The sequence below is a fragment of the Niastella yeongjuensis genome (assembly GCF_900110245.1).
Lineage (GTDB): Bacteria > Bacteroidota > Bacteroidia > Chitinophagales > Chitinophagaceae > Niastella > Niastella yeongjuensis.
Window position 1 is genome coordinate 95,904 of the sequence record NZ_FOCZ01000006.1, and the last position, 21,701, is coordinate 117,604.

General features: G+C 45.3%; 17 protein-coding genes. 7 read left to right on the top strand and 10 right to left on the bottom strand.

Translation table 11 applies throughout. The annotated features are described in order from the left end of the window. Positions 1–316 precede the first annotated feature (316 nt). Together hppD and BMX95_RS35685 are read right to left on the bottom strand one after the other, a co-directional pair. Positions 317–1,444: a 4-hydroxyphenylpyruvate dioxygenase gene (gene hppD / locus BMX95_RS17305; protein WP_207631666.1), complete on the bottom strand. Its 1,128-nt coding sequence runs from the start codon at positions 1,442–1,444 to the stop codon at positions 317–319. 94 nt (positions 1,445–1,538) lie between these two features. Then, a complete protein-coding gene (locus tag BMX95_RS35685) occupies positions 1,539–1,670 on the bottom strand; it encodes a hypothetical protein (protein WP_262493609.1) in 132 nt (43 codons plus the stop codon). 75 nt (positions 1,671–1,745) lie between these two features. Between BMX95_RS35685 and BMX95_RS17310 the strand changes: the two genes are divergently transcribed. The 6 genes from BMX95_RS17310 to BMX95_RS17335 all read left to right on the top strand — a co-directional run bounded on the left by BMX95_RS17310 (position 1,746) and on the right by BMX95_RS17335 (position 10,174). Beyond that, the gene (locus tag BMX95_RS17310; RefSeq protein ID WP_081202778.1) at positions 1,746–2,867 is read left to right on the top strand and encodes a 5-(carboxyamino)imidazole ribonucleotide synthase; all 1,122 of its coding nucleotides are present in this window, start codon (positions 1,746–1,748) and stop codon (positions 2,865–2,867) included. A 204-nt stretch (positions 2,868–3,071) separates the two neighbouring features. After that, positions 3,072–4,130 (top strand): efflux RND transporter periplasmic adaptor subunit, encoded by a 1,059-nt coding sequence (locus BMX95_RS17315; RefSeq protein ID WP_081202777.1) that lies wholly within the window; start codon positions 3,072–3,074, stop codon positions 4,128–4,130. A gap of 13 nt (positions 4,131–4,143) precedes the next feature. Beyond that, complete coding sequence (locus tag BMX95_RS17320) at positions 4,144–7,236, top strand: efflux RND transporter permease subunit (RefSeq protein WP_081202776.1); 3,093 nt, start codon at positions 4,144–4,146, stop codon at positions 7,234–7,236. 91 nt (positions 7,237–7,327) lie between these two features. Next, complete coding sequence (locus BMX95_RS17325) at positions 7,328–8,656, top strand: TolC family protein (protein ID WP_081202775.1); 1,329 nt, start codon at positions 7,328–7,330, stop codon at positions 8,654–8,656. Between the two features lie 103 nt (positions 8,657–8,759). Continuing rightward, entirely contained in the window at positions 8,760–9,272 is a 513-nt protein-coding gene (purE, locus tag BMX95_RS17330; protein WP_081202774.1) for a 5-(carboxyamino)imidazole ribonucleotide mutase, read from the top strand. A 35-nt stretch (positions 9,273–9,307) separates the two neighbouring features. After that, positions 9,308–10,174 carry a DUF6929 family protein gene (locus BMX95_RS17335; protein ID WP_081202773.1) on the top strand — a complete coding sequence of 289 codons (867 nt, stop codon included), beginning with the start codon at positions 9,308–9,310 and terminating at the stop codon, positions 10,172–10,174. Between the two features lie 52 nt (positions 10,175–10,226). On the opposite strand, the gene bshC is transcribed toward BMX95_RS17335, so the two are convergent. From bshC to rimO, 7 genes are all read right to left on the bottom strand, one after another. Next, positions 10,227–11,822: a bacillithiol biosynthesis cysteine-adding enzyme BshC gene (gene bshC / locus BMX95_RS17340; RefSeq protein WP_081202772.1), complete on the bottom strand. Its 1,596-nt coding sequence runs from the start codon at positions 11,820–11,822 to the stop codon at positions 10,227–10,229. Between the two features lie 78 nt (positions 11,823–11,900). Further along, complete coding sequence (locus tag BMX95_RS17345; protein ID WP_081202771.1) at positions 11,901–12,731, bottom strand: SMP-30/gluconolactonase/LRE family protein; 831 nt, start codon at positions 12,729–12,731, stop codon at positions 11,901–11,903. Further along, positions 12,728–13,804: an acyltransferase family protein gene (locus tag BMX95_RS17350; RefSeq protein ID WP_081202770.1), complete on the bottom strand. Its 1,077-nt coding sequence runs from the start codon at positions 13,802–13,804 to the stop codon at positions 12,728–12,730. The genes BMX95_RS17345 and BMX95_RS17350 overlap by 4 nt, the downstream gene beginning before the upstream one ends. A gap of 57 nt (positions 13,805–13,861) precedes the next feature. Further along, the gene (locus BMX95_RS17355; RefSeq protein WP_081202769.1) at positions 13,862–15,109 is read right to left on the bottom strand and encodes an NAD(P)/FAD-dependent oxidoreductase; all 1,248 of its coding nucleotides are present in this window, start codon (positions 15,107–15,109) and stop codon (positions 13,862–13,864) included. A gap of 12 nt (positions 15,110–15,121) precedes the next feature. Next, a complete protein-coding gene (locus BMX95_RS17360; RefSeq protein WP_081202768.1) occupies positions 15,122–16,123 on the bottom strand; it encodes a 4-hydroxyproline epimerase in 1,002 nt (333 codons plus the stop codon). A 173-nt stretch (positions 16,124–16,296) separates the two neighbouring features. After that, positions 16,297–17,778 (bottom strand): aldehyde dehydrogenase (NADP(+)), encoded by a 1,482-nt coding sequence (locus BMX95_RS17365; protein ID WP_081202767.1) that lies wholly within the window; start codon positions 17,776–17,778, stop codon positions 16,297–16,299. 803 nt (positions 17,779–18,581) lie between these two features. Further along, positions 18,582–19,892 carry a 30S ribosomal protein S12 methylthiotransferase RimO gene (rimO, locus tag BMX95_RS17370; RefSeq protein WP_081202766.1) on the bottom strand — a complete coding sequence of 437 codons (1,311 nt, stop codon included), beginning with the start codon at positions 19,890–19,892 and terminating at the stop codon, positions 18,582–18,584. Between the two features lie 221 nt (positions 19,893–20,113). Between rimO and BMX95_RS17375 the strand changes: the two genes are divergently transcribed. Beyond that, positions 20,114–20,599, top strand: a complete 486-nt coding sequence (locus tag BMX95_RS17375; protein WP_081202765.1) for a hypothetical protein — start codon at positions 20,114–20,116, stop codon at positions 20,597–20,599. A gap of 67 nt (positions 20,600–20,666) precedes the next feature. Here the strand turns inward: BMX95_RS17375 and ftsY are convergent, their stop codons facing one another. After that, positions 20,667–21,629, bottom strand: a complete 963-nt coding sequence (gene ftsY, locus BMX95_RS17380; protein ID WP_081202764.1) for a signal recognition particle-docking protein FtsY — start codon at positions 21,627–21,629, stop codon at positions 20,667–20,669. Between the last annotated feature and the right edge of the window lie 72 nt (positions 21,630–21,701).

Sequence of the window (21,701 nt, forward strand, 5' to 3'; positions counted from 1 at the left end):
TACACTATCGTCAATCGGTGTTAAAATTAATACAAACGAGCGTGCAACGAGCACCTGGGCTTATGCACAATGTGGAAAATACATGTTCTGGTGTATGCCACCATAATTGTTCCATATGTAGCTAAATTATAATTTAGCACCTATGACCGTTCATTCTCAGGTGATTCAACAAAGAATTGTGGTTTATGTTTATTTAACTACCAAGGGGAAAAATAAAGGATACAAATTTTCCATAAAATTGAAGGCCCGGAGAAAAGATGTTTGTTACCCCATCTTTTTCCAGGCCTTCCAAACAGGCAGATTCTCTCAATAATTATTATAAGTTCCCTCTCAGTTCCTGTTCCCGCTCTATGGCTTCGAACAGGGCTTTGAAGTTTCCTTTTCCGAAACTTTTGGCGCCTTTGCGCTGAATGATCTCAAAAAACAACGTGGGCCGGTCTTCAACGGGGCGCGTAAAGATCTGCAGCAGGTACCCTTCATCATCCCGATCAACCAGGATGCCCAGTTCTTTTAAGGGTTGCAGGTCTTCATCGATATGCCCTACCCTGTCGAGCAGTTCATCGTAATAGCTTGTAGGTATGGTGAGAAATTCAACGCCCCTGTCTCGTAAGGTAGTGACTGTTTCTACAATGTTATTGGTGGCAAGCGCTACGTGCTGACAGCCTTCGCCATCATAAAAATCCAGGTATTCTTCCACCTGTGATTTTTTACGGCCTTCCGCGGGTTCGTTGATAGGGAATTTTACAAACCCGTTGCCATTGCTCATTACCTTACTCATCAGGGCCGAATATTCCGTAGAAATATCATTATCGTCAAAGCTCAGGATGTTGCGGAAGCCCAGCACTTCTTCATAAAAACTAACCCATTTATTCATTTGTCCCCAGCCTACATTGCCCACGCAATGGTCAACGTATTGCAAACCGGTATCGGTTGGGTTGTATACTGTTTTCCATTCTTTATAACCGGGCATAAAGGCGCCGGTGTAATTCTTTCTTTCTACAAACAGGTGAATGGTTTCGCCATAGGTATGAATACCGCTTAATACCACTTCGCCGTGGTCGTCTTTAAGGCGGGTTGGTTCCATATAACTTTTACCACCGCGTTTGGTGGTTTCTTCCCAGGCGTTGGTAGCGTCCTGTACACGCAGGGCCAGTACTTTTACGCCATCGCCATGTTTGTAAATATGATCGGCCATGGGGTTGCCGGAACGCAAAGGCGTAGTTAACACAAACGTGAGTTTGTTTTGGCGTATCACATAACTGACGCGGTCTTTTACGCCGGTTTCGGGGCCGGAATAGGCTAATGATTGAAAGCCGAATGCAGTTTTATAAAAATGGGCAGCCTGTTTAGCATTGCCAACATAAAACTCCACATAATCGGTTCCTTCGAGGGGAAGAAAATCGGTAGCTGTATCGGGTGCAGCCGCCATTAATGTCTTTGACATACTATTATAGTTTAGATGGTATTCAGGAAATAACGCAATCAGTCAATTAATAAATAACTGGCAGCAGGAAATTGATTGTACGGGAGGGGAAATACTACAAATGACTGTCCATAGCCAATGCTTCCATCAGCAGAAAATAGCCCATGCGCTTGTCGTTAAAAACCTTATGTGCGTAGTCGGGTTGCATGTTTACCCGACAAAGATAGAAAAATTGATGAAAGTGCATAAAAATCAAATTAGTAGATGCTTTTAGGCCTCCCCGCTGACTTCCTTATCTTTGCCGCTTAATTAAACACGAACCATGCAAAAAATCGGAATCCTTGGCGGCGGACAATTAGGCAGAATGCTTTTACAGGCCGCGGCCAATTATCCTGTTGAAACCTTTATTCTGGAAAACGATGAGCAATGCCCCGCAGCACATTTGTGCCACCATTTTGTAAAAGGCGATATTCGCAATTTTGATGATGTGTACAATTTCGGTAAAGGCCTGGATGCCATAACCATTGAGATTGAATCTGTGAATGAAGATGCCCTGGAAAAACTGGAACAGGAAGGCGTACGGGTATACCCCAAACCTTCAGCCCTCCGCACTATAAAAAACAAGATCCTGCAAAAGGAGTTCTATAAAGAACAACAAATACCTTCCCCGGCATTTGTGGTTACGAAAAACCTGGCCGAACTGAGAGCCCAGGCCGGTTTTTTACCCGCTGTACATAAAGTAGGCGTAGGTGGTTATGATGGCCGCGGCGTACAACTGTTAAACTCACCTGCAGACCTGGATAAGGGTTTTGATGCACCTGCCGTGCTGGAAAAAATGGTAACCATTCACCGCGAGATCTCCATGATCATTGCCGTTAATGATAAAGGCGAAAACGTATTATACCCACCCGTTGATATGGTAGTAGACCCACGGTTGAACCTGCTCGATTATCAGATCAGTCCGGCGGAAATAATTGAGAAAACATTGTGGAAGCTGGAAGCCATTGCGCTGGCGGTTGTAAAAGGACTGAAAAGCCCGGGTATTTTTGCCGTTGAATTGTTTGTCGATAAAGGCGGTGATGTATTTGTTAATGAAACTGCTCCCCGCGTTCATAACAGTGGTCATCATACTATAGAAGCTAATTACAGTTCGCAATTCGATATGTTGTGGCGGGTGATGTTACAATATCCATTAGGCAATACCGATGCTATTTTGCCAGCTGCTATTGTAAACCTGGTAGGTGCCGAAGGTTTTGAAGGCGAAGCCAAATACCAGGGGCTGGAAGAAGTGCTGGCCATGGATAATGTATTTGTTCACCTGTATGGTAAAAAACAAACCAAGCCTGGCCGCAAGATGGGACACATAACTATCGTCAGTAGGGACAAACAGGATTTGACGTATAAAGCGAACAGGATTAAAAACATATTAAAAGTAGTTAGTTAACCCCCGTTCTGCCTGCCGTTCATCTCTTTTTAATATACAACCTTAGGTAAAACATTAATTTTGCGGGCGATATGCTAGCGTAAACGCGAATCGGAACTGTGAAAAAGTTTATATAGAAAATCATATTATACGAATTGCAACTCTTTCACGTTTCTTTCCGACTTAGTCGGGACCGATTCACGACTTAAACTTATAACAACTCAGATGAACCGTAACAGCAGGATTGTAATTGGATTTATTCTGTCCTTCATTTTTATTTCCTGTAAAAGCGAGAAAAAAGATGATGCCCCCAAAGCCGGCGGTAAGGCCGGAGGTGGCAATCGCCCCGTACAGGCTGAAGCATTTATTGTAAGATCGAAACCCCTTAGTGAAAACCTGGAGATCCCCGGAACGCTGTTGCCTTTTGAAGTAACAGAGATCCGACCTGAAATATCTGGCCGCGTAGTTGCATTGAATATTCCGGAAGGAAGTTTTGTGCAAAAAGGTGCGTTGCTGGTTAAGTTGTTCGATGGCGACCTGCAGGCACAGCAAAAGAAATTACAGGTGCAATTGCAGATCGCTCAAAAAACCGCTGAACGCCAGAAGGAATTGTTGAGTATCAATGGTATCAGTCAGCAGGAATACGACCTCAGCGAATTACAGGTAAGCAATTTAAAAGCTGATATCGATCTTAACCAGGTAAGCATCAGCAAAACAGAGATCAGGGCGCCTTTTACCGGTCGTATCGGTTTAAGAAATATCAGTAATGGCGCTTACATCAGTCCCACTACCCTTGTTACTACCATCAGCCAGGTTAATCAATTAAAAATGGAATTCACCGTACCGGAAAAATACAGTGAAACCATGCATAAAGGCCGTCAGGTGAGCTTTACCATAGCAGGCACCGATCAAAAGTTCAACGCGTCTGTACTGGCTACCGAATCTAATATTGAAGCTACTACCCGTACGCTGAAAGTAAGAACGGTGGTACAGGGTGTGCACAAGTTACTGGTGCCCGGTGCTTTCGCCAAAGTAGCCTTGCAATTAGGAAAGAACGACCATTCACTGATCGTTCCTTCACAAGCAGTAATTCCTCAGGCACGTAATAAGAGTGTGATCGTTTATAAAGGCGGCAAACCCAACTTTCAGGTGGTTACTACCGGTATTCGCGATTCATCGTATGTACAGGTGTTAGACGGCGTTAAGGAAGGCGATACAGTTATCACCACAGGCTTATTAGCTATCCGTCCTGAGAGCAAAATCAAAATTGTTAAAGTACAATAAGCGATATTAACAGATGAATATTTCGGAACTGAGTTTGCGGCGACCGGTATTGGCAACGGTACTGAACATCCTGATCGTGTTGTTCGGGATAATCGGTTTTACCTTCCTGGGCGTTCGTGACTATCCCGCCATTGATCCGCCCAACGTAAGTGTGCGAACAAGTTATCCCGGCGCCAATGCAGACATTATAGAATCACAAATAACTGAACCACTCGAAAAATCCATCAATGGTATTGCGGGTGTAAAAAACGTTACCTCCACCAACAGTCAGGGCGTAAGCAGCATCAACGTAGAGTTTGATCTGAGCATTGACCTGGAAGCTGCCGCCAATGACGTGCGCGATAAAGTTTCCCAGGCAACGCGTTCTTTGCCTACCGACCTTCCGGCCCCGCCTGTAGTGTCGAAGGCCGACGCGAGCTCTGATGCCATCATCTCCATGACGGTACAAAGTAATACGCGTAACCAGCTGGAGGTAACCGAATATGCGAACAACGTACTGGTGGAAAGGTTACAAACCATTCCCGGTGTAAGTGCTATTCAAATATGGGGGGAGAAAAGATATGCCATGCGTATCTGGTTCAATCCCGCCAAACTGAGTGCTTACGGATTAACGCCCGGCGACGTACAGGATGCGATCTCACGCGAGAACGTGGAGCTGCCTTCCGGTAAGATCTCTGGTAATAAAACCGAATTAACTGTACGCACTTTCGGTCGTTTAACTACCGAAGAAGATTTCAATAATGTTATTGTAAAGAATGTGAATGGCAGCGACATCCGGTTAAAGGATGTGGCGGAAGCGGTGCTGGGTCCCGAGAATGAAGAAACTGTATTGAAGGAAAGCCGTATTCCCATGATCGCACTGGCCCTGGTACCTCAACCAGGTTCCAACTATGTAGCTATTTCGGATGAGTTTTATAAGCGTCTTGGTCAACTGGAAAAGGAAATGCCCAGCGATATTAAGTTGGGTATTGCGCTCGACCAAACCAAATTCATCAAGCGTTCCATTACAGAGGTGGAAGAAACCCTGATCGTATCACTGATTTTGGTGGTACTGATCATTTACCTGTTCTTCCGCAGCTGGATGATTGCTTTCCGTCCATTGATCGACATTCCGGTATCCCTGATTGGTGCCTTCTTTATCATGTATGTCTGCGGCTTTACGGTGAACGTGTTGTCGCTGCTGGGTATTGTACTGGCAACCGGTCTGGTGGTAGATGATGGTATTGTGGTAACCGAAAACATCTTTAAAAAGATGGAAGAAGGGATGAACAAATACCAGGCTGCCCGTGAAGGATCAAAGGAAATTTACTTTGCGGTTATTGCCACCTCCATTACGCTGGCGATCATCTTTTTACCCATCATCTTCTTACAGGGTTTCGTAGGCCGCCTGTTCCGCGAATTTGGTATTGTGGTAGCAGGTGCGGTATTGATCTCTGCCGTGGTATCGCTTACGCTTACCCCGGTACTGAACGTGAAGCTTACCCGGGATGTACATAAACACAGTTGGTTCTATCATAAGACCGAACCTTTCTTTCAGTGGATGGAGAGAAGTTATTTTAATTCGCTGAAATGGTTTATGCGCATACGCTGGACGGCCTGGCTTATTGTGGCAGGTTGTTTCTGCATCATCTATTTTATCGGTGGCAGCCTGCAATCCGAGCTGGCTCCGATGGAAGACCGCAGCCAGTTCCGTTTACAGGTTACAGCTCCGGAAGGTACCTCGTATGATTATATGGATACCTACATTGACCGGTTGTCGCAATTGGTGATGGACTCTGTACCAGAAGCTCAAACCGTTCTTAGTATGGTGGCTCCCGGGTTCAGTGGTTCCGGTGCTACCAATACCGGTAACGTACGTACCACGCTGAACGATCCCGAAGAACGTGGACGCTCACAACAGAAGATCGTTGATATTATCAACCGCAACCTGAATAAGTTCTCTGATGGTAAAGCATTTGCCATTCAGGAGCAAACCATTTCGGTAAACCGCCGCGCCGGCTTACCCGTGCAGTTTGTTATTCAAAACAATGACTTTGACAAAATAGCCGAGGTACTGCCCAAGTTCCTGGAAGAGGCAAACAAGAACCCTGCTTTCCAGGGCGTGGATGTGGACCTGAAATTCAATAAACCCGAGGTTAACATTGAAGTAGACCGCATAAAAGCCAGTCAGTTGGGAGTAAGTGTGGCCGATGTGTCGCAAACCCTGCAACTGGCCCTTAGTAACCTGCAGATGGGGTATTTTTACCGTTCCGGTAAACAGTACTCTGTTATTGGCCAGGTGGCGCGGAACGACCGCGACGACCCTACCGACCTGAAGAATATTTATGTGCGCAATAACCGAAATGAGATTATTTCGCTGGATAACCTGGTTACCATGCGCGAGGCTACAACCCCACCTACGCTGTACCATTTTAACCGGTATAAATCGGCTACGGTTTCCGCAGGTGTAGCGCCAGGACATACCCTGGGTGAAGGCATCCAGGTAATGCAGGGCATTGCTAAAAAGTTACTGGATGAGTCTTTCGCCACCTCGCTTTCAGGTCCCAGCCGCGACTTTGCTGAAAGTTCCGGAGGTACTTCCTTCGCCTTAATTCTGGCAATTGGACTTATTTTTCTGGTACTGGCAGCGCAGTTTGAGAGCTTTATCGATCCCATCATCATCATTATTACGGTACCAATGGCCTTTGCGGGCGCCTTGCTCAGTTTGTGGATGTTTGACCAAACCATCAATATTTTCTCGCAGATTGGCATGATTATGTTGATTGGTCTGGTAACCAAAAACGGTATCCTGATCGTGGAGTTTGCCAACCAGAAACAACATGCTGGTTTGCATAAACGGGATGCGGTAATTGAATCAGCCAGTGCACGCTTACGCCCCATCCTGATGACGAGCCTGGCCATGGCCCTGGGTGCCTTGCCGCTGGCGTTATCGCTGGGAGCAGCCTCCACCAGCCGTATACCATTGGGTATTGTAATTGTGGGTGGTATTATGTTCTCGCTGATTTTAACGTTGTATGTAGTACCAGCCGTTTACTCATTCCTGTCGCGGCCAAAACACAAAAGCGAAATGGAACTGATGGATGATAAAGAAGGCCACAGAGCTTAAAATACAGGTTACAGGTTTCAAGTTCTCCGGACTTATCGGGGTAACCTGGAACCTGTACCATTTTCAAGATTAACAAACAGTTTCTTCATATATGAAATATGTTTCAATATTAGTTATCGGGTTGTTTAGTTCCGTACTCGTTAACGCACAACAGCAGCTTACCTTACAGGATGCTATCACGGCTGCTTTGAAGAACAACTACGACATCTTACTGAGCCGTAACGACTCCACCTCCTATGCACTGGACCGTTATTATTCATTCGGCGCCTTTATGCCGCAGTTGAATGCAACGGCTTCCACGGTTTGGAATACCAATAATCAACAATTGAAGTTTGCCAGCCGCGTAAATGGTAAAGACAGTTTGATCACCCGCAATGGCGTACGCACTTCCAACCTGAACTATGGTGTAAACCTGAACTGGACCCTGTTCGATGGGTTGAAAATGTTTGCTACCCGGGAAAGGTTGATGGAACAGGAAGCGCTGGGCGCCCTGAACCTGAAAGCACAGGTAGTAAACAGTGTGGCGGCGGTGATCAATAGTTATTATGGCATTGTTCGCCAGAAAGAATTACTGCGAGCGCTCCAGAACCAGGATACCGTGTATGTGGAACGGATACAACTGGCCGACAAGAAATTATCAGTAGGATTGGGCAGTAAACCCGAACTGCTGCAGGCAAAGGTTGACTTCAATGCGCAAAGAACCCTTCAGTTAACACAGCAATCAATACTGGCCCAATTGCGTGATCAGTTAAACCAGTTGATCGGTTTTAAACAAGGCTCTGTATACGAGGTAGAAGACAGCATACCGCTGAACACCACATTACAGTATGGTGAGTTTGCCCAGAAATTTGAAGAATCGAGCCCGCTGTTGCTGGCTGCTAAAAAGGGCATCGATGTAGCTAACCTGAGCGTAAAGGAACAAAAAGCGGGCATGTGGCCTACCCTTTCTTTCAATTCAGCCTACAACTTTGCCAAAACAAATAACAGCGTGGTGGTAAACCAGAACCAGCCGTTCTATAACCAGAACACAGGGTTTAACTACGGTTTTGGGTTGAACGTTCCCATCTTGAACGGCTTCAATACCCGTCGCCTTATTAAACAGGCGCAATTGAATGTGCAGTACCAGCAGGTGAATTACGAAAAACAACGCTCGCTGATCGATGTAGGCATCAGCAATTCTTTCAAGGATTATGAATTGCAGAAAAAACTGCTCGATGTAGAATACGACAACATTTTACTGGCCGATGAGAACGTGAATATTGCCCTGCAACGGTTAAAACAAGGGGTAACTACTTCCCTTGAATTACGGGAGGCGCAAAAAAGTCAGCAGGACGCTTATATTCGCCTGATCACCGCCAAGTACAATACCAAAATGGCCGAAACGGAATTGTTACGATTGAAAGGCGATATTTTGAAATAGATACAAACACGGACCAATATTCCATAAACAACCTTTTGATATTTGCCGTCCTTTGCGGGTGCGCAAATATTTTCTTTTCTTTGCCATATAACTTACTCTTAATATGGATCCAAAGGTTGGAATAATTATGGGCAGCGATAGCGATCTGCCGGTTATGCAGGCAGCAGCAGAGGTATTGAAGGGCCTTGATATTGCATTTGAATTAACGGTGGTAAGCGCGCATCGTACGCCTATGCGGATGGTGGAATATGCTACAAAGGCCCGCGAACGGGGGTTAAAAGTGATCATAGCCGGAGCAGGCGGGGCAGCCCACTTGCCAGGTATGGTAGCATCGCTTACCCCCTTACCGGTGATCGGCGTTCCTATTAAATCTTCCAATTCAATAGACGGCTGGGATTCTGTATTATCCATTTTACAAATGCCAAATGGCATACCAGTTGCAACAGTGGCGCTAAATGCTGCTAAAAACGCCGGGATCCTGGCGGCCTCGATAATTGGTTCTTTTGATGAACATATTGGGGATCAGGTAGCTGCCTACAAAAAGAAACTGGAAGAAGAGGTATTGGTAAAGATTGAAAATCTAAAAAAACAAGGGTGGGAAAACAAATTTGATTAGGCAAATATATTTCATCCTTGTAATTTGCGCGCGGTATGAAACTCAAATTGCTCGACTACAGAGAAGTTCCGGATTTGCCCGTTGGCTCAAATGTTGAATTTTTTAATGACACCCTGTACCTGGTTGATGATGACGCCAGTGACCTTGTCACCCTTAAAAAGTGGCAGGTGCAGGCAAAGCATCGGTTACTGGGCTATGATGATCCCAAAATCCTGCCAGGAACAAAATCCGACTTTGAAGCAACGACCATTGTAGTGGTGAATAGCATTCCCCGCCTGCTGGTAATGGGTTTCGATATAAAAGACCAACACCACAAAGCCATCCTCGTTAACCTGGATGATCTCACCAAGGAAGAATACGACATTTCCGTTTTTTATAACCGATTGAAAGAAACCGTAGGCGTCATCAATATTGAGTCTGCCGCCATTGTGCTGGGTAAACTCATTTTGTGTAACCGCGATCATAAATCGGCTCCCGAAAAACATATCATTGTTACCGATGCTGATTTTTGGAAAAACCAGGCCAATGCCGAGATCACTACGGTAAGTTTTGATCTGCCACAAACCCCCAAACAGGTGGTTGGACTGTCTGGCCTCGCCTATTCGTATAAAAACGATTGGCTGATAGTAAGCCTGCTTTCAGAAAGTGCTGATAAGGATCATCAAACTACTGGTGATAGTTACCTGGCCGTTATTGAAAACGCATCCCGCAAGGTGGTGCGTAAAAAAATGAAAGTAAACTCCCTGTTTCATTTAAATGAAGCCAACAACAGTTTTACCGGTTTCAATATGCAGTCGGTTTGTATTCGTGCCGATAAATCGCGGCGGGTGAAATTATACCTGTTGGCCGATAATAAAACAGCGGGTAAGAATGGTATCTTCTCCGTTCGCATAAAAGAATAACTGATCTTATTTCAAATACAAAGGGTCCCGACTAACCATCGGGACCCTTTTTTTATTTCTCTTCGAGAATAATAAACTCCTGTTCTAACGTGGGTGAGTGTTCGTATACTTTTTGAATAAACTCCCTCCCCCACAACGCATACCAGGGCATAAAATTATCAACCCGCTCCTGTAACCCGTTACGCGGGAAGATGGCAGTGCGAATGGCCTGGATCTGCCGTTGTTCGGCTTCGTATTTCTTTTTTTCGGCCCGCAATAATTTCTTCTCCAGTTCCTGCAACGGCTTTAGTGTACGTGCCTGTAAGGCTTCCACGTGTTGGGTCAACGATTGATCGATGGCCGCCGCTTTATTTTTTAACTGCTCATATACGTTCATGGCAGCTTCCAGTTCCTGTTTTAGTTTCAATTCACCGTTCTTATGACGCGATACCAATTGCGTAAGTAACTGCTGTTCTGATTGAAAAAAGTCTTTCGATTGCAAACCCAGTTTGTGGATCTTTTCCTGCCACTTTTTTTCTACAATCAAAAACGAGTTACGCAGAACCAGCATCGGGAATGGCACATTGTAATGATCGAACAGGCCTTTTAACTCCAGCCAGTAAGCTGTTTCGCCACCACCACCAATAAACGCAATATTGGGAAGCACCGTTTCCTGGTACAAACCGCGTAAGATCACGTTTGGACTGAACCGTTCCGGGTGATCGTGTAGTTCGGCGAGTATTTCTTCTTCCGAAAAATGAATGGCGGTATTTCTTACTTCGTAGCGGCCATTCTTTACTTCAATCAACTCGCGGATATTATCCTTCAGGTAAAACAGATTGATATCCCGCGGTGAGGCCTGTACTTTATGTTCCAGCGATAGCTGTTTAATGGTATTGCCTACAATCCCGGCAGGTTTTTGCTGCAACAGGTCTTCGCGGAAAACCGGTTCCATCACCTTTTTCAGGTTTGCATTATCGGGCAGTATCACTATCAAACCATAGTCTGCAAATAAGGCATCTATCAGTTTGAAGGTGGCTATCTGTATATCGGGGCTTTCCAAATAAGCTTCGCGCAGCAGTTGTATCAATTCTTTGCCATGGGGCTGAACCGATAATTCGCCATCTATGCGATGGATCAGTTTATCGAGCCCCTTGGTGGTCATGCGACCGACTGCCCCGGTTTGTTTGGTGTCCCACACCAGTTTCTCGTCGCCCAGGTAAACATGGCCCAGTTCATCGAGGTCAGCATCTTCGCTGCCCATCCAGAACACCGGCACAAAATGTTTATCGGGAAATTCCTTTTTTAACCGGTCGGCCAGCTTTATAACATGCACTATTTTATAAATAAAATACAGGTGGCCGGTAAAAATAGCCGGCTGGTGTGCAGTGGTAATGGTGAACGTGTTGGGCTGCAGCAGTTGTTGAATGTTTTGCTGTACCCGGGTAGAAGTGTTCACTCCTGCGTATTGCTGCTGTAATTCCTTCACCAGTAAGTTACGGTCGGGTTGCACAGATTGCCGGGCCTGTATGGCGGCTTTTATCCCTTCCATAGATACTGGATGCTTGTAAAAAGGCTGTAATGAAGGCGACTGGTTCAAATAATCCAGGATGATCCTCGAAAAATAACCGGTCTGCCCTACTGATAAATTGGTAGAAGTACAATCCATAATTAAGCGAATGCGAACATAAAAGTACTATCAACGGCACGTTTGCCATAACTGATCGTCAATTTTAACGTTCCATTGCTACTTTAGTTCATATGCCACTATTTTATTTTTAAAGAAAGTGGGTACATATACGATCCTGTTTTTGGCGTCGTACCCGAGATCGGCGGTGTTCGATTTTTGCTCACGGGTATCGAGCAGCAGCTGTTTGGTGCCGTCCCCTTTTACATAATACACGGTACCAATCCAGCAGCTTACAATATAATCTTTACCGCTAACATGTTCCAGGCCATCGGTACTGGTTTCCATGCCATCGGCCAGTTTGGTCAGCGATTTGTCTTTTTCCACTTTATTTAAAGACCCGGCATCCAGAATGTACAGGTCGTTGCCTTCTATTAACACGCCATTAGGACCTTTCAGGTTCTCCAGCCAGGTGGTTACCTGCCCGTTTTCGATGCGGTGCACTTTTTTAGTTTTCGAATCCGATACATACACCACGCCTTTATTATCAACAGTAAGGTCGTTCAGGCCTTCGGCGCCTGCTACCGGTATAACCTGGGCAAGTACACCTTTTTTGATATCAATCACACCCACTTTGTCAACGTCGGCTACATACAGATTGTTTTTATATAAACCCATTCCTTTGGGCGCATTGAAACCACTTACCCAGTCAACGGTAATGATCTTGCCATCGAGTCCTACTTTTCCAACAGAACCTTTATTGTCTTTTTCCCAGGGTTGTCCATCTATGTTGGTAACATATAAAACCTTATTTTCTGCATCGTATAATACCGATTCAGGGACCTTCAACAGGGTATCAGTCTCCCATTTTTTTACGAGCTGGTGTTCCTGTGAAAAGGCAACTGTGCCAGCCGCCATAAGGATAGAAAAGGCAATGGCCGATTTTTTCATATGTGTTGTTTTTTGACGGGTATAAAGGTGCGATTATATTTTATCTTTCCCGATAGTCTTTGAAAGGGTTTTTCAACAATTCTGTAAAATACATAGGCTGAAATTACCGATAATATATAGCCGGCTATAATCAGTACAGTTACCTGGTACCCGGCTTTATATTTATACGACAATACATTGATCAACGATTTGCCGGTTAAGGGGTGCAGCAGGTACAGCGAGTAAGAGATCTTTCCCAGGAATTCAAAAACACTATTGGTAACGTAAGGAAAGAAATTAATGACCAGAATGGTTAATAAGGCGGTTATACTCCGGCTCATGGGCGATGTCATTATTCCCACGGCTATGCAAAGCAGCGTCAGTATAAAATATTCCCTGCTTTCAATAAGATCAGTTTTCCATAATGCGTATAGTATGCCAACCAGAAATACAGGGGCATATACCGGAATAAACAAATAGGTCGACAACAGAAACGGAGCCCCTAAAAAAATTAAGTAAAAGCAATACCGGTAAATTTTATTGCCACCCGATACGAAAGGCAACAGCAGTGACAAAATCAGATAGTATTGAAACTCCACGCCCAGGGTCCAGAAGTGTTTTAAGATCCATTCCCCATTAAAGAACGGTACTAAATAGCCCAAATGAAGCAGGACGTTTTTTAGTGACAGGGGCACCTCCAATGCCACTGAAGTAGGCGCCAGTTTCCTTACCTGGAAATAAATAAGCGCCAATACAATGGTGGCCAGATAGGGCGGTTCTAACCGCACCGTCCGTTTCATCATAAACGTTCCCCAGTTGCGATACCCGTATGCGTTCCGGATCATGGAAAGCGGGATCACAACGCCTGAGATGACAAAGAAGATATAAACACCGAGCTTGCCATAATCGAAAAAATCCCTGACCTCAGTATTGTGGATATAGCCGGCAGGTACAACGAAGTGAAAAATGCAAACCATCGATGCCGCAAGTCCGCGTAAACCATTTATAACCGGAATACTTTTAGAGGTTAGATCAGCCTTTACCTGCACTGCAACAATTTGCCCTAAATATAGGGCATAAGTGACTGAGTTCATAGGTTCTTCCCAACCTACGAACCTAAATAACCTAAAAACTTAATAACTGATTAACTATTAGAATCTTTCAGGACTAAAAGCCCCTACATCAAGTGAAGTCTTCTTTTTACCAACCAGCTCTTCTACCAATTTTCCCGTTGCGGCAGCCAGTGATACGCCCAGCATGGCGTGACCACCCGCAATAATCAGGTTGGTATATTTACTATGATGGCCAATATAGGGAAGTCCGTCGGGAGTGAGCGGACGTAACCCATACCAGATCTTTTCTTTGGGCATCATGTTTAATTGCAGATCGGGATAATAGGCTTTAGCGCCGTTATAAATAGCCTGGGCGCGCTTTTCCAGTACGGGTGAATTCAGCCCGCTTATTTCCATGGTGCCGCCCATGCGCAGGTCTGCGCCCATTGGCGTCATAGCCACTCTTTTATCTACCAGTATAGCCGGGTAACGCAGGTTGCGGGGCACATTCTCATACGTCATGCTATAGCCTTTCCCAGCCTGCAACAACAGGGATATGCCCAGCTTATCACTTACAACCGGCAACCAGCTTCCGCTGGCCAGTACCAGCTGCGAACATTCGAATTTGCCCTGGTTGGTGATAACAGCCGAAACGGTATTGCCTTTTTTCTCAAAACCGGTTACGATGGTGTTCAGTTGTAGTTTTACGCCCACTTTTTGCAAATGGGTCTTCAGGGTGCGCATAAAATCACCGGGGTGCAAGTGGCAGTCGATGGGATATAACACGCCTCCCTTTACATCCACCTGTACATCGGGTTCCATGGCCTGTACTTCCTGTGCGTTCAGGATCTTTGTTTCTATGTTAAGACCGGCCGCTTCTTTGGCCAGTTCTATTTCATGCTTTTCTGTGGCGGCTGATTTATACAACATAAAACACCCCACTTCCTGCATGCGGAAGTGGTTGCCGAGATCGTGCATAATATCACTTGTTAATGCCCGGCTAAGGTGCAGGATATCGTTTAATGGCGGTACGTTCTGTTTTACGGTTTGGGCGTTTGCCTGTTTCCAGAAGGTCATTAACCATTTGATGAGATCGAGGTTGAGGCGGGGCTTTATATAAAACGGACTGGTTGAGCTGAGCATCCAACGCAAACCCTGGGCTACTATGCCGGGTGATGCTAGCGGTACAAAATGGCTGGGCGATACATAACCGGCATTGCCAAAAGAGGTACCATCGGTAATGTCCCCCTTTTCAATAACCGTAATTTCATAACCTTCTTTTTGCAAGTAATAAGCACTGCAGAGGCCAATAACGCCACCGCCAATGATTGTAACCTGTTTACTCATGTGATGTGTTTTTTAAAGAACCTGAAACCCATATGCATACGGATCATCCTCCGGATCGATAGTGATGGTATTGTAACCATACACTTTAGCCCAACCTTCAATGCTGGGGCGAATGGCCGGCTTTCCGGCTACCGTTGTTTCTTCCTCAATACGGCCCACAAATTGCGATCCGATAATACTTTCATGCACAAAGGCATCGCCCTTTTTTAATTTTCCCTTGGCATACCACTGGGCCATGCGCGCTGAGGTACCGGTTCCGCAGGGTGACCGGTCGATGGCTTTATCGCCATAAAACACTGCGTTGCGGGCGGTAGCGTTTTGATCTATTACAGCACCTGTCCATAAAATATGCGAACAACCGTTGATGGTCGGGTTCTCCGGATGCACAAACTGGTATTGCGCGTTTATTTGTTTACGTAATGTACGCGCCCAGGCAATCAGCTGATCGGCGCCATAATGTTCCAGTCCTTTGAAATTGGGCTGTACATCTACAATGGCATAAAAGTTTCCGCCATAAGCTACATCTATGGTCAACTCACCCAGATCAGGCGAGGTTATCTGTAACTCTTCAGCCGCCAGGTACGCCGGCACATTGGTGAGCTTTACGCTTGTTACCTTTTTGCCTTCCTGTTTATAGTTGATCATTACCAGTCCGGCCGGTGTCTCCAGCCGAACCGTGCCTGGTATTTTGGGTACTATCAAACCTTCTTCAATGGCAATGGTAATGGTGCCAATAGTACCATGACCACACATGGGTAAACAACCGCTTGTTTCAATGAACAATACTGCCATATCATGCTGCGGATCGTGCGCCGGATACAAAATACTTCCACTCATCATATCATGGCCGCGGGGTTCAAACATCAGTCCTTTACGGATCCAGTCATATTCTTTCAGGAAATGCTGGCGTTTTTCACTCATGTTCTTTCCCTCCAGTACAGGACCGCCACCGGCTACCAGGCGTACCGGGTTGCCGCAAGTATGTGCATCGATGCAGAAAAAGGTTTTTTTCATGAATCGCGGGTAAAGTAGTAAAAAATTATAGACGGGAATAATTAACTATGCCGCAGAAAACAGCATTGTGAGTAGTGAATTGTGAGTTGTGAGTATGCACGCCAAAATTCAAGTATTCCGAACAATCGCGAACCCACTCACTACTCACCACTGACAACTCACCTTTCGCTTATTTAGATCTTGTCTTTCGTTAACACGTCATTAACCGTTCTCCATATTCCTAACGGATTCCCATTCTTCAACTCATCCGGCAACAGACTATCTGACCAGTTTTGATAGGCCATGGGACGGGCAAATCGTTTAATACCATCAGCCCCAACCGAAGTAAAACGCGAATCGGTAGTGGCCGGGAATGGTCCGCCATGGTGCATGCTTAAACATACTTCCACCCCGGTAGGTACGCCATTTACAATAAAGCGGCCGCAGATGTTTTTTACAGCTTCTACCAGGTCATCATTGTTAATGATGTCGTTGTCGGTGGCCATCAGTGTAGCGGTCAGTTGTCCTTCGAGGTGACGAACCACTTCCAGCAATTCATTCAGGTCTTTGCAACGAATCACTAATGAATAAGGACCAAACACTTCCTGGTGTAAAACCGGATTGTTGAGGAAGGCTTCGCCGGTGGCAGAGGCAATGGTGGGCACGCCCTGGTTGGCGGCCGGCTGTGTATTGCTTTCTGCTATGGTTTGTACCTGTGCCTGTGCCAGGGCCTTGTTTTTGTTTTCCAGGTAATTTTTTGCAATACCGGGGTGCAGCATGGTACCCGGGTTCACTGCTTTTATTTCACTACCTAATGTGTCTATGAATTGTTGCAGATCGTCGCCATCGATCCCGAAGATCAAACCCGGATTGGTACAGAATTGACCAACCCCCAGCGTAATAGAGCCGGCATATTGTTTGGCCACTTCCACGGCCGACTGCTTCAATTTTTCAGGGAACAGGAACACTGGGTTCACACTTCCCATTTCAGAGAACACCGGTATGGGTTCCTTGCGTTGGTTAGCCCAGTCGAACAGGGCCTTACCGCCTAAATACGAACCGGTAAAACCAACCGCTTTTGTATGGGGGTGGGTTACCAGGGCTTTGCCTACTTCCTGGGAAGCGCCATGTACATGCGCAAATACCCCGTTGGGCATATTGCATTTGGCGGCGGCTTTTAAAATGGCCTGCGCTACCATTTCAGATGTTTGAGCATGGGCCGGGTGTGCTTTTACAATGACCGGACAACCGGCTGCCAGGGCACAGGCCGTATCGCCACCAGCCGTTGAATAAGCGAATGGGAAATTACTGGCCCCAAATACCACAACAGGACCCAGGGGGATCAGCATTTTGCGTATATCGGGTTTGGGGGGTGTTTTGGTGGAATTGGCTGTATCGATCCTTGCCTCCAGCCACTCTCCTCTTTCGCAGGCATCGGCATAACTGGTTAGTTGAAACATGGTGCGGGCCCGTTCACCACGAAGCCGGGCTTCGGGCAGGTTGCTTTCCCGCATGGCGGTTTGAATCAGTTCATCGCCTGCATTTTCCAGCTCCGCAGCAATGCTGCGCATGAATTGGGCGCGGTCTTTTAACGAATACTTCCGGTATTGGTGAAAAGCCTGCCATGAGGTATTCAAAACCTGGTCAATTTCCTGTGAAGTTGCATCTTTAAACATAGGTCAATGTTTTTACCGTTGTATTGGGTAACAAAGGTATTATACATTCCGTTAACCGATATACCTGCGTGAAATATTGAGGATTATTTGATAATAATGGTTAAGTGGTTGTTTCTGTGGGGAAAATCTGGGTTCTTTGACCGCCTACGCCGAGGCTTCCGCGGCCAGGGCCGGATCTAACAGGAAAGAAAGTTGGTCCTTTCTTTCGCTGTTATTTACCTCCGGTAAATGCTGCAACGCAGCATTAGAATAATCAGAACCTAAACCCTCGTGTTGAGAGTTGCTACCATTAACCTGTTTCAAATTTACCGGCAATTAGATGATTTTGTACACATTCTCAGCCTGTTTATTAGATTTTTTTATTACTGGTATGTTGTTTTTATTTAATTAATTAGGAATGCAAACAATATTTAGCACGTATGTAAAGAAAGAAGCAGGCACAAGAGGTTGTGTGCCTGCCAGAGTGGATAATAATCAGTAAATTTTGTCGCACTACCTAATTATCCACGATGCGTATAGCCCCGATCGCTCAGTGCTATCCACATCTGCCATTGCCTCCGTTGAGCCAATTTATTATTAAGCCGACTGATGAATGTTTTGTTGGAAAGAATGATAAGGAGTAAACGATGTTGTCAATGAAAAAAAATGACAATATCATCGACACAAAGGTATTGTTTGCAGAAGGGGCTGGCAATACAACTTTGTGGTAATTGATTTTATGACTAACGTATAAATAAATACGCTGTTCGTTTATAGCGAACAGCGTATTTATTTATAGGTAAAAATCTTATTATATAGGGATATTATTCAACTACTTCCCCTTCCAGATCGAAATCGTATGCTTTGGTGATCGTTACATTTACGAATTCGCCGATAGGTAATTTTTTGCTGCTGTTAACGATCACTTCATTGTCTACCTCCACACTGTCAAATTCTGTACGGCCCAGGTAACGGCCCGATTCTTTTTTATCGATCAGCGTTTTGAAAGTTTTACCGATCTTTTCCTGGTTCTTTTCAAAATTGATCTCCTGCTGCACTTCCATGATCTCCTGTGCACGGGCTTCTTTTTCTTCGTGTGGAATATTGTCTTCCAGATCGTAGGCGGTGGTATTCTCTTCATGTGAGTAAGTGAAGATACCGGCGCGGTCGAAGCGGTGTTGTTGCAGGAATGATTTTAACGATTCCACATCCTCTCTTGTTTCCCCGGGGAAACCGGCAATCAGCGTGGTACGTAAGCCAATACCCGGAACTTTTTCACGAATAGCACTGATGAGCTCATTCATTTCTGACTGGGTGATCTGGCGCTTCATAGCCTTCAGCATATTGTCACTGGCGTGTTGCAGCGGCATATCCAGGTAATTACAAATATTATCCCGTTCGCGCATTACATCCAGGACGTCTAAAGGAAATTTAGAAGGATACGCATAATGCAGCCTGATCCATTCCAGTCCTTTTACATCAGCCAGACGGTTCATTAAATCGCCCAGCATCCGTTTTTTGTATATGTCCAAACCGTAATAGGTCAGTTCCTGGGCAATCAGCATTACTTCTTTCACGCCTTTCTTTACCAGGCCTTCCGCTTCTTTTACCAGGTCTTCAATTGACCGGCTTACGTGTTGTCCGCGCATCAACGGAATAGCGCAAAAGGAGCAGGTGCGGTTGCAACCTTCCGATATTTTCAAATAGGCATAGTGCTGAGGCGTTGCCAGTAAGCGTTCGCCCAACAATTCTGCTTTATAATCAGCTTCAAATGCTTTCAGGATCAGGGGTAATTCCATGGTACCGAAATAGGCATCCACTTCAGGGATCTCCTGTTCCAGGTTATTCTTGTAGCGCTCGCTCAAACAACCTGTCACATACACTTTGTCGAGTTTACCGCGGCGCTTGAGTTCTACCTGGTCAAGAATGGTATTGATAGATTCCTCTTTGGCCTTATCTATAAAGCCACAGGTATTTACAATTACAATATTGTGATCAGATTTTTCATTCTCATGTATCACATTGATATCATTCGCCTGCAACTGGCCACTCAATACTTCACTGTCTACCATGTTCTTGCTGCAACCCAGGGTAATGATATTTACCTTGTCTTTTTTATGGGATCTAACTTTCATATAAGGGCGCAAAGGTACTGTAAAAAGCTGCAAGCTACAAGCTTCTGATACCCTGCATGTGGCCTAACAATTGTTAATGCCTTTGTGTTTTAGGTGTTTAGCCGTAATATTGCGGTTCTTTTACAAAAAAGAATTGAGAATTAATTATTTAGAATCTTATCCAGCTATGCGAGTTTGGCATAGTTTTTTAAAATTGTATTAGACCAAACATTGGAATATTTATGAAAAAAATCGTAGTTGTACTAGGTTTACTGGCACTGTTTACGGTAAATCGTACCCAAGCCCAGGCGTTAGGCTCTGATTATCGCACCGCTGTAGGTGTAAAGTTCTGGCCTGGTGCTTTAACAATTAAACATTTTATTAAAGATGACGCAGCTCTGGAAGGTTTGCTCAACTTCTGGAACCACGGTTTCCGTTTTACCGGATTGTATGAGTTTCATGGTGATATCAATGGCGCCCCTGGTTTAAAATGGTATGTAGGACCCGGTGCTCACATTGGCTGGTACAATGATTACTACTATCGCGATAGAGATCATTATTATGATAAAGGATCAGCCTCTTTGGGTGTTGATGGCGTATTAGGTTTGGATTATAAGATCAAAGGCGCTCCTATAGCATTGAGCCTTGACGTAAATCCTTACCTGGAAATCCTCCACGGTGCATACGTTGACGTATGGGGTGGCTTAGGTATTAAGTTCGCATTCTAAGGAAGAATCATATTATAAAAAAGCGCCCCGATATGATCGGGGCGCTTTTTTTATTTTGAAGTTGTTCTTAGTTGCCTAATTTGAAAAGACTGTCCACAAATTCATGTTTATCGAATACCAGCAGATCTTCCATCTTCTCTCCCACGCCTATAAATTTCACTGGTATTTTAAACTGGTTGGCAATGGCCAGCACTACCCCACCTTTGGCGGTTCCATCTAATTTCGTAATGGTAAGGGCCGATACATCGGTAGTGGCGGTAAAGTGTTTCGCCTGCTCCAGGGCGTTTTGTCCTGTTGAACCGTCGAGCACCAGCATAACTTCATGCGGTGCTTCAGGGATCTGTTTCTGAACAACCCGGCGAATTTTTCCTAATTCATCCATCAGGTGAGCTTTGTTGTGCAAACGACCGGCTGTATCGATGATGATCACATCAACGCCTTTGGCTAATCCGCTTTGTACGGTATCGAAGGCAACGGAAGCCGGGTCTGAACCCATGGCCTGTTTTACGATGGGAACACCTACGCGTTCGCTCCAGATGGTTAACTGATCAACCGCGGCTGCGCGAAAGGTATCAGCGGCACCCAGCAAAACTGATTTACCAGCTTTTTTAAAGTTATAGGCCAGCTTGCCAATCGTAGTGGTTTTGCCCACCCCGTTTACGCCTACCACCAATATCACAAATGGTTTGGCGGGCAGTTCGCTGCCGAAATTATAGCTGTTATTTTCCGGTGCATCTACCAATACGGCCTCAATTTCCTGTTGCAATAACTTGTTCAGCTCATTGGTAGTGAGATATTTATCTTTTGCTACGCGCTCTTCTATCCGCTCAATGATCTTCACTGTGGTGTCAATGCCTACATCGGCGCTCACCAGGGCATCTTCGAGGTTATCGAGTACCTCTTCGTCTACGGTACTTTTACCGGCAATGGCTTTGGTGATCTTTGATAGAAATCCCTCTTTTGTTTTCTGTAATCCCTGATCGAGCGATTCCTTTTCTTTTTTGCCAAACAACTTCCCGAAAAAACTCATGTTCCTGATTTTAAAGACTAAAGATAACGATGTAATCGTGAAACCCGAACATCAAATAGGAAAGCATCATTA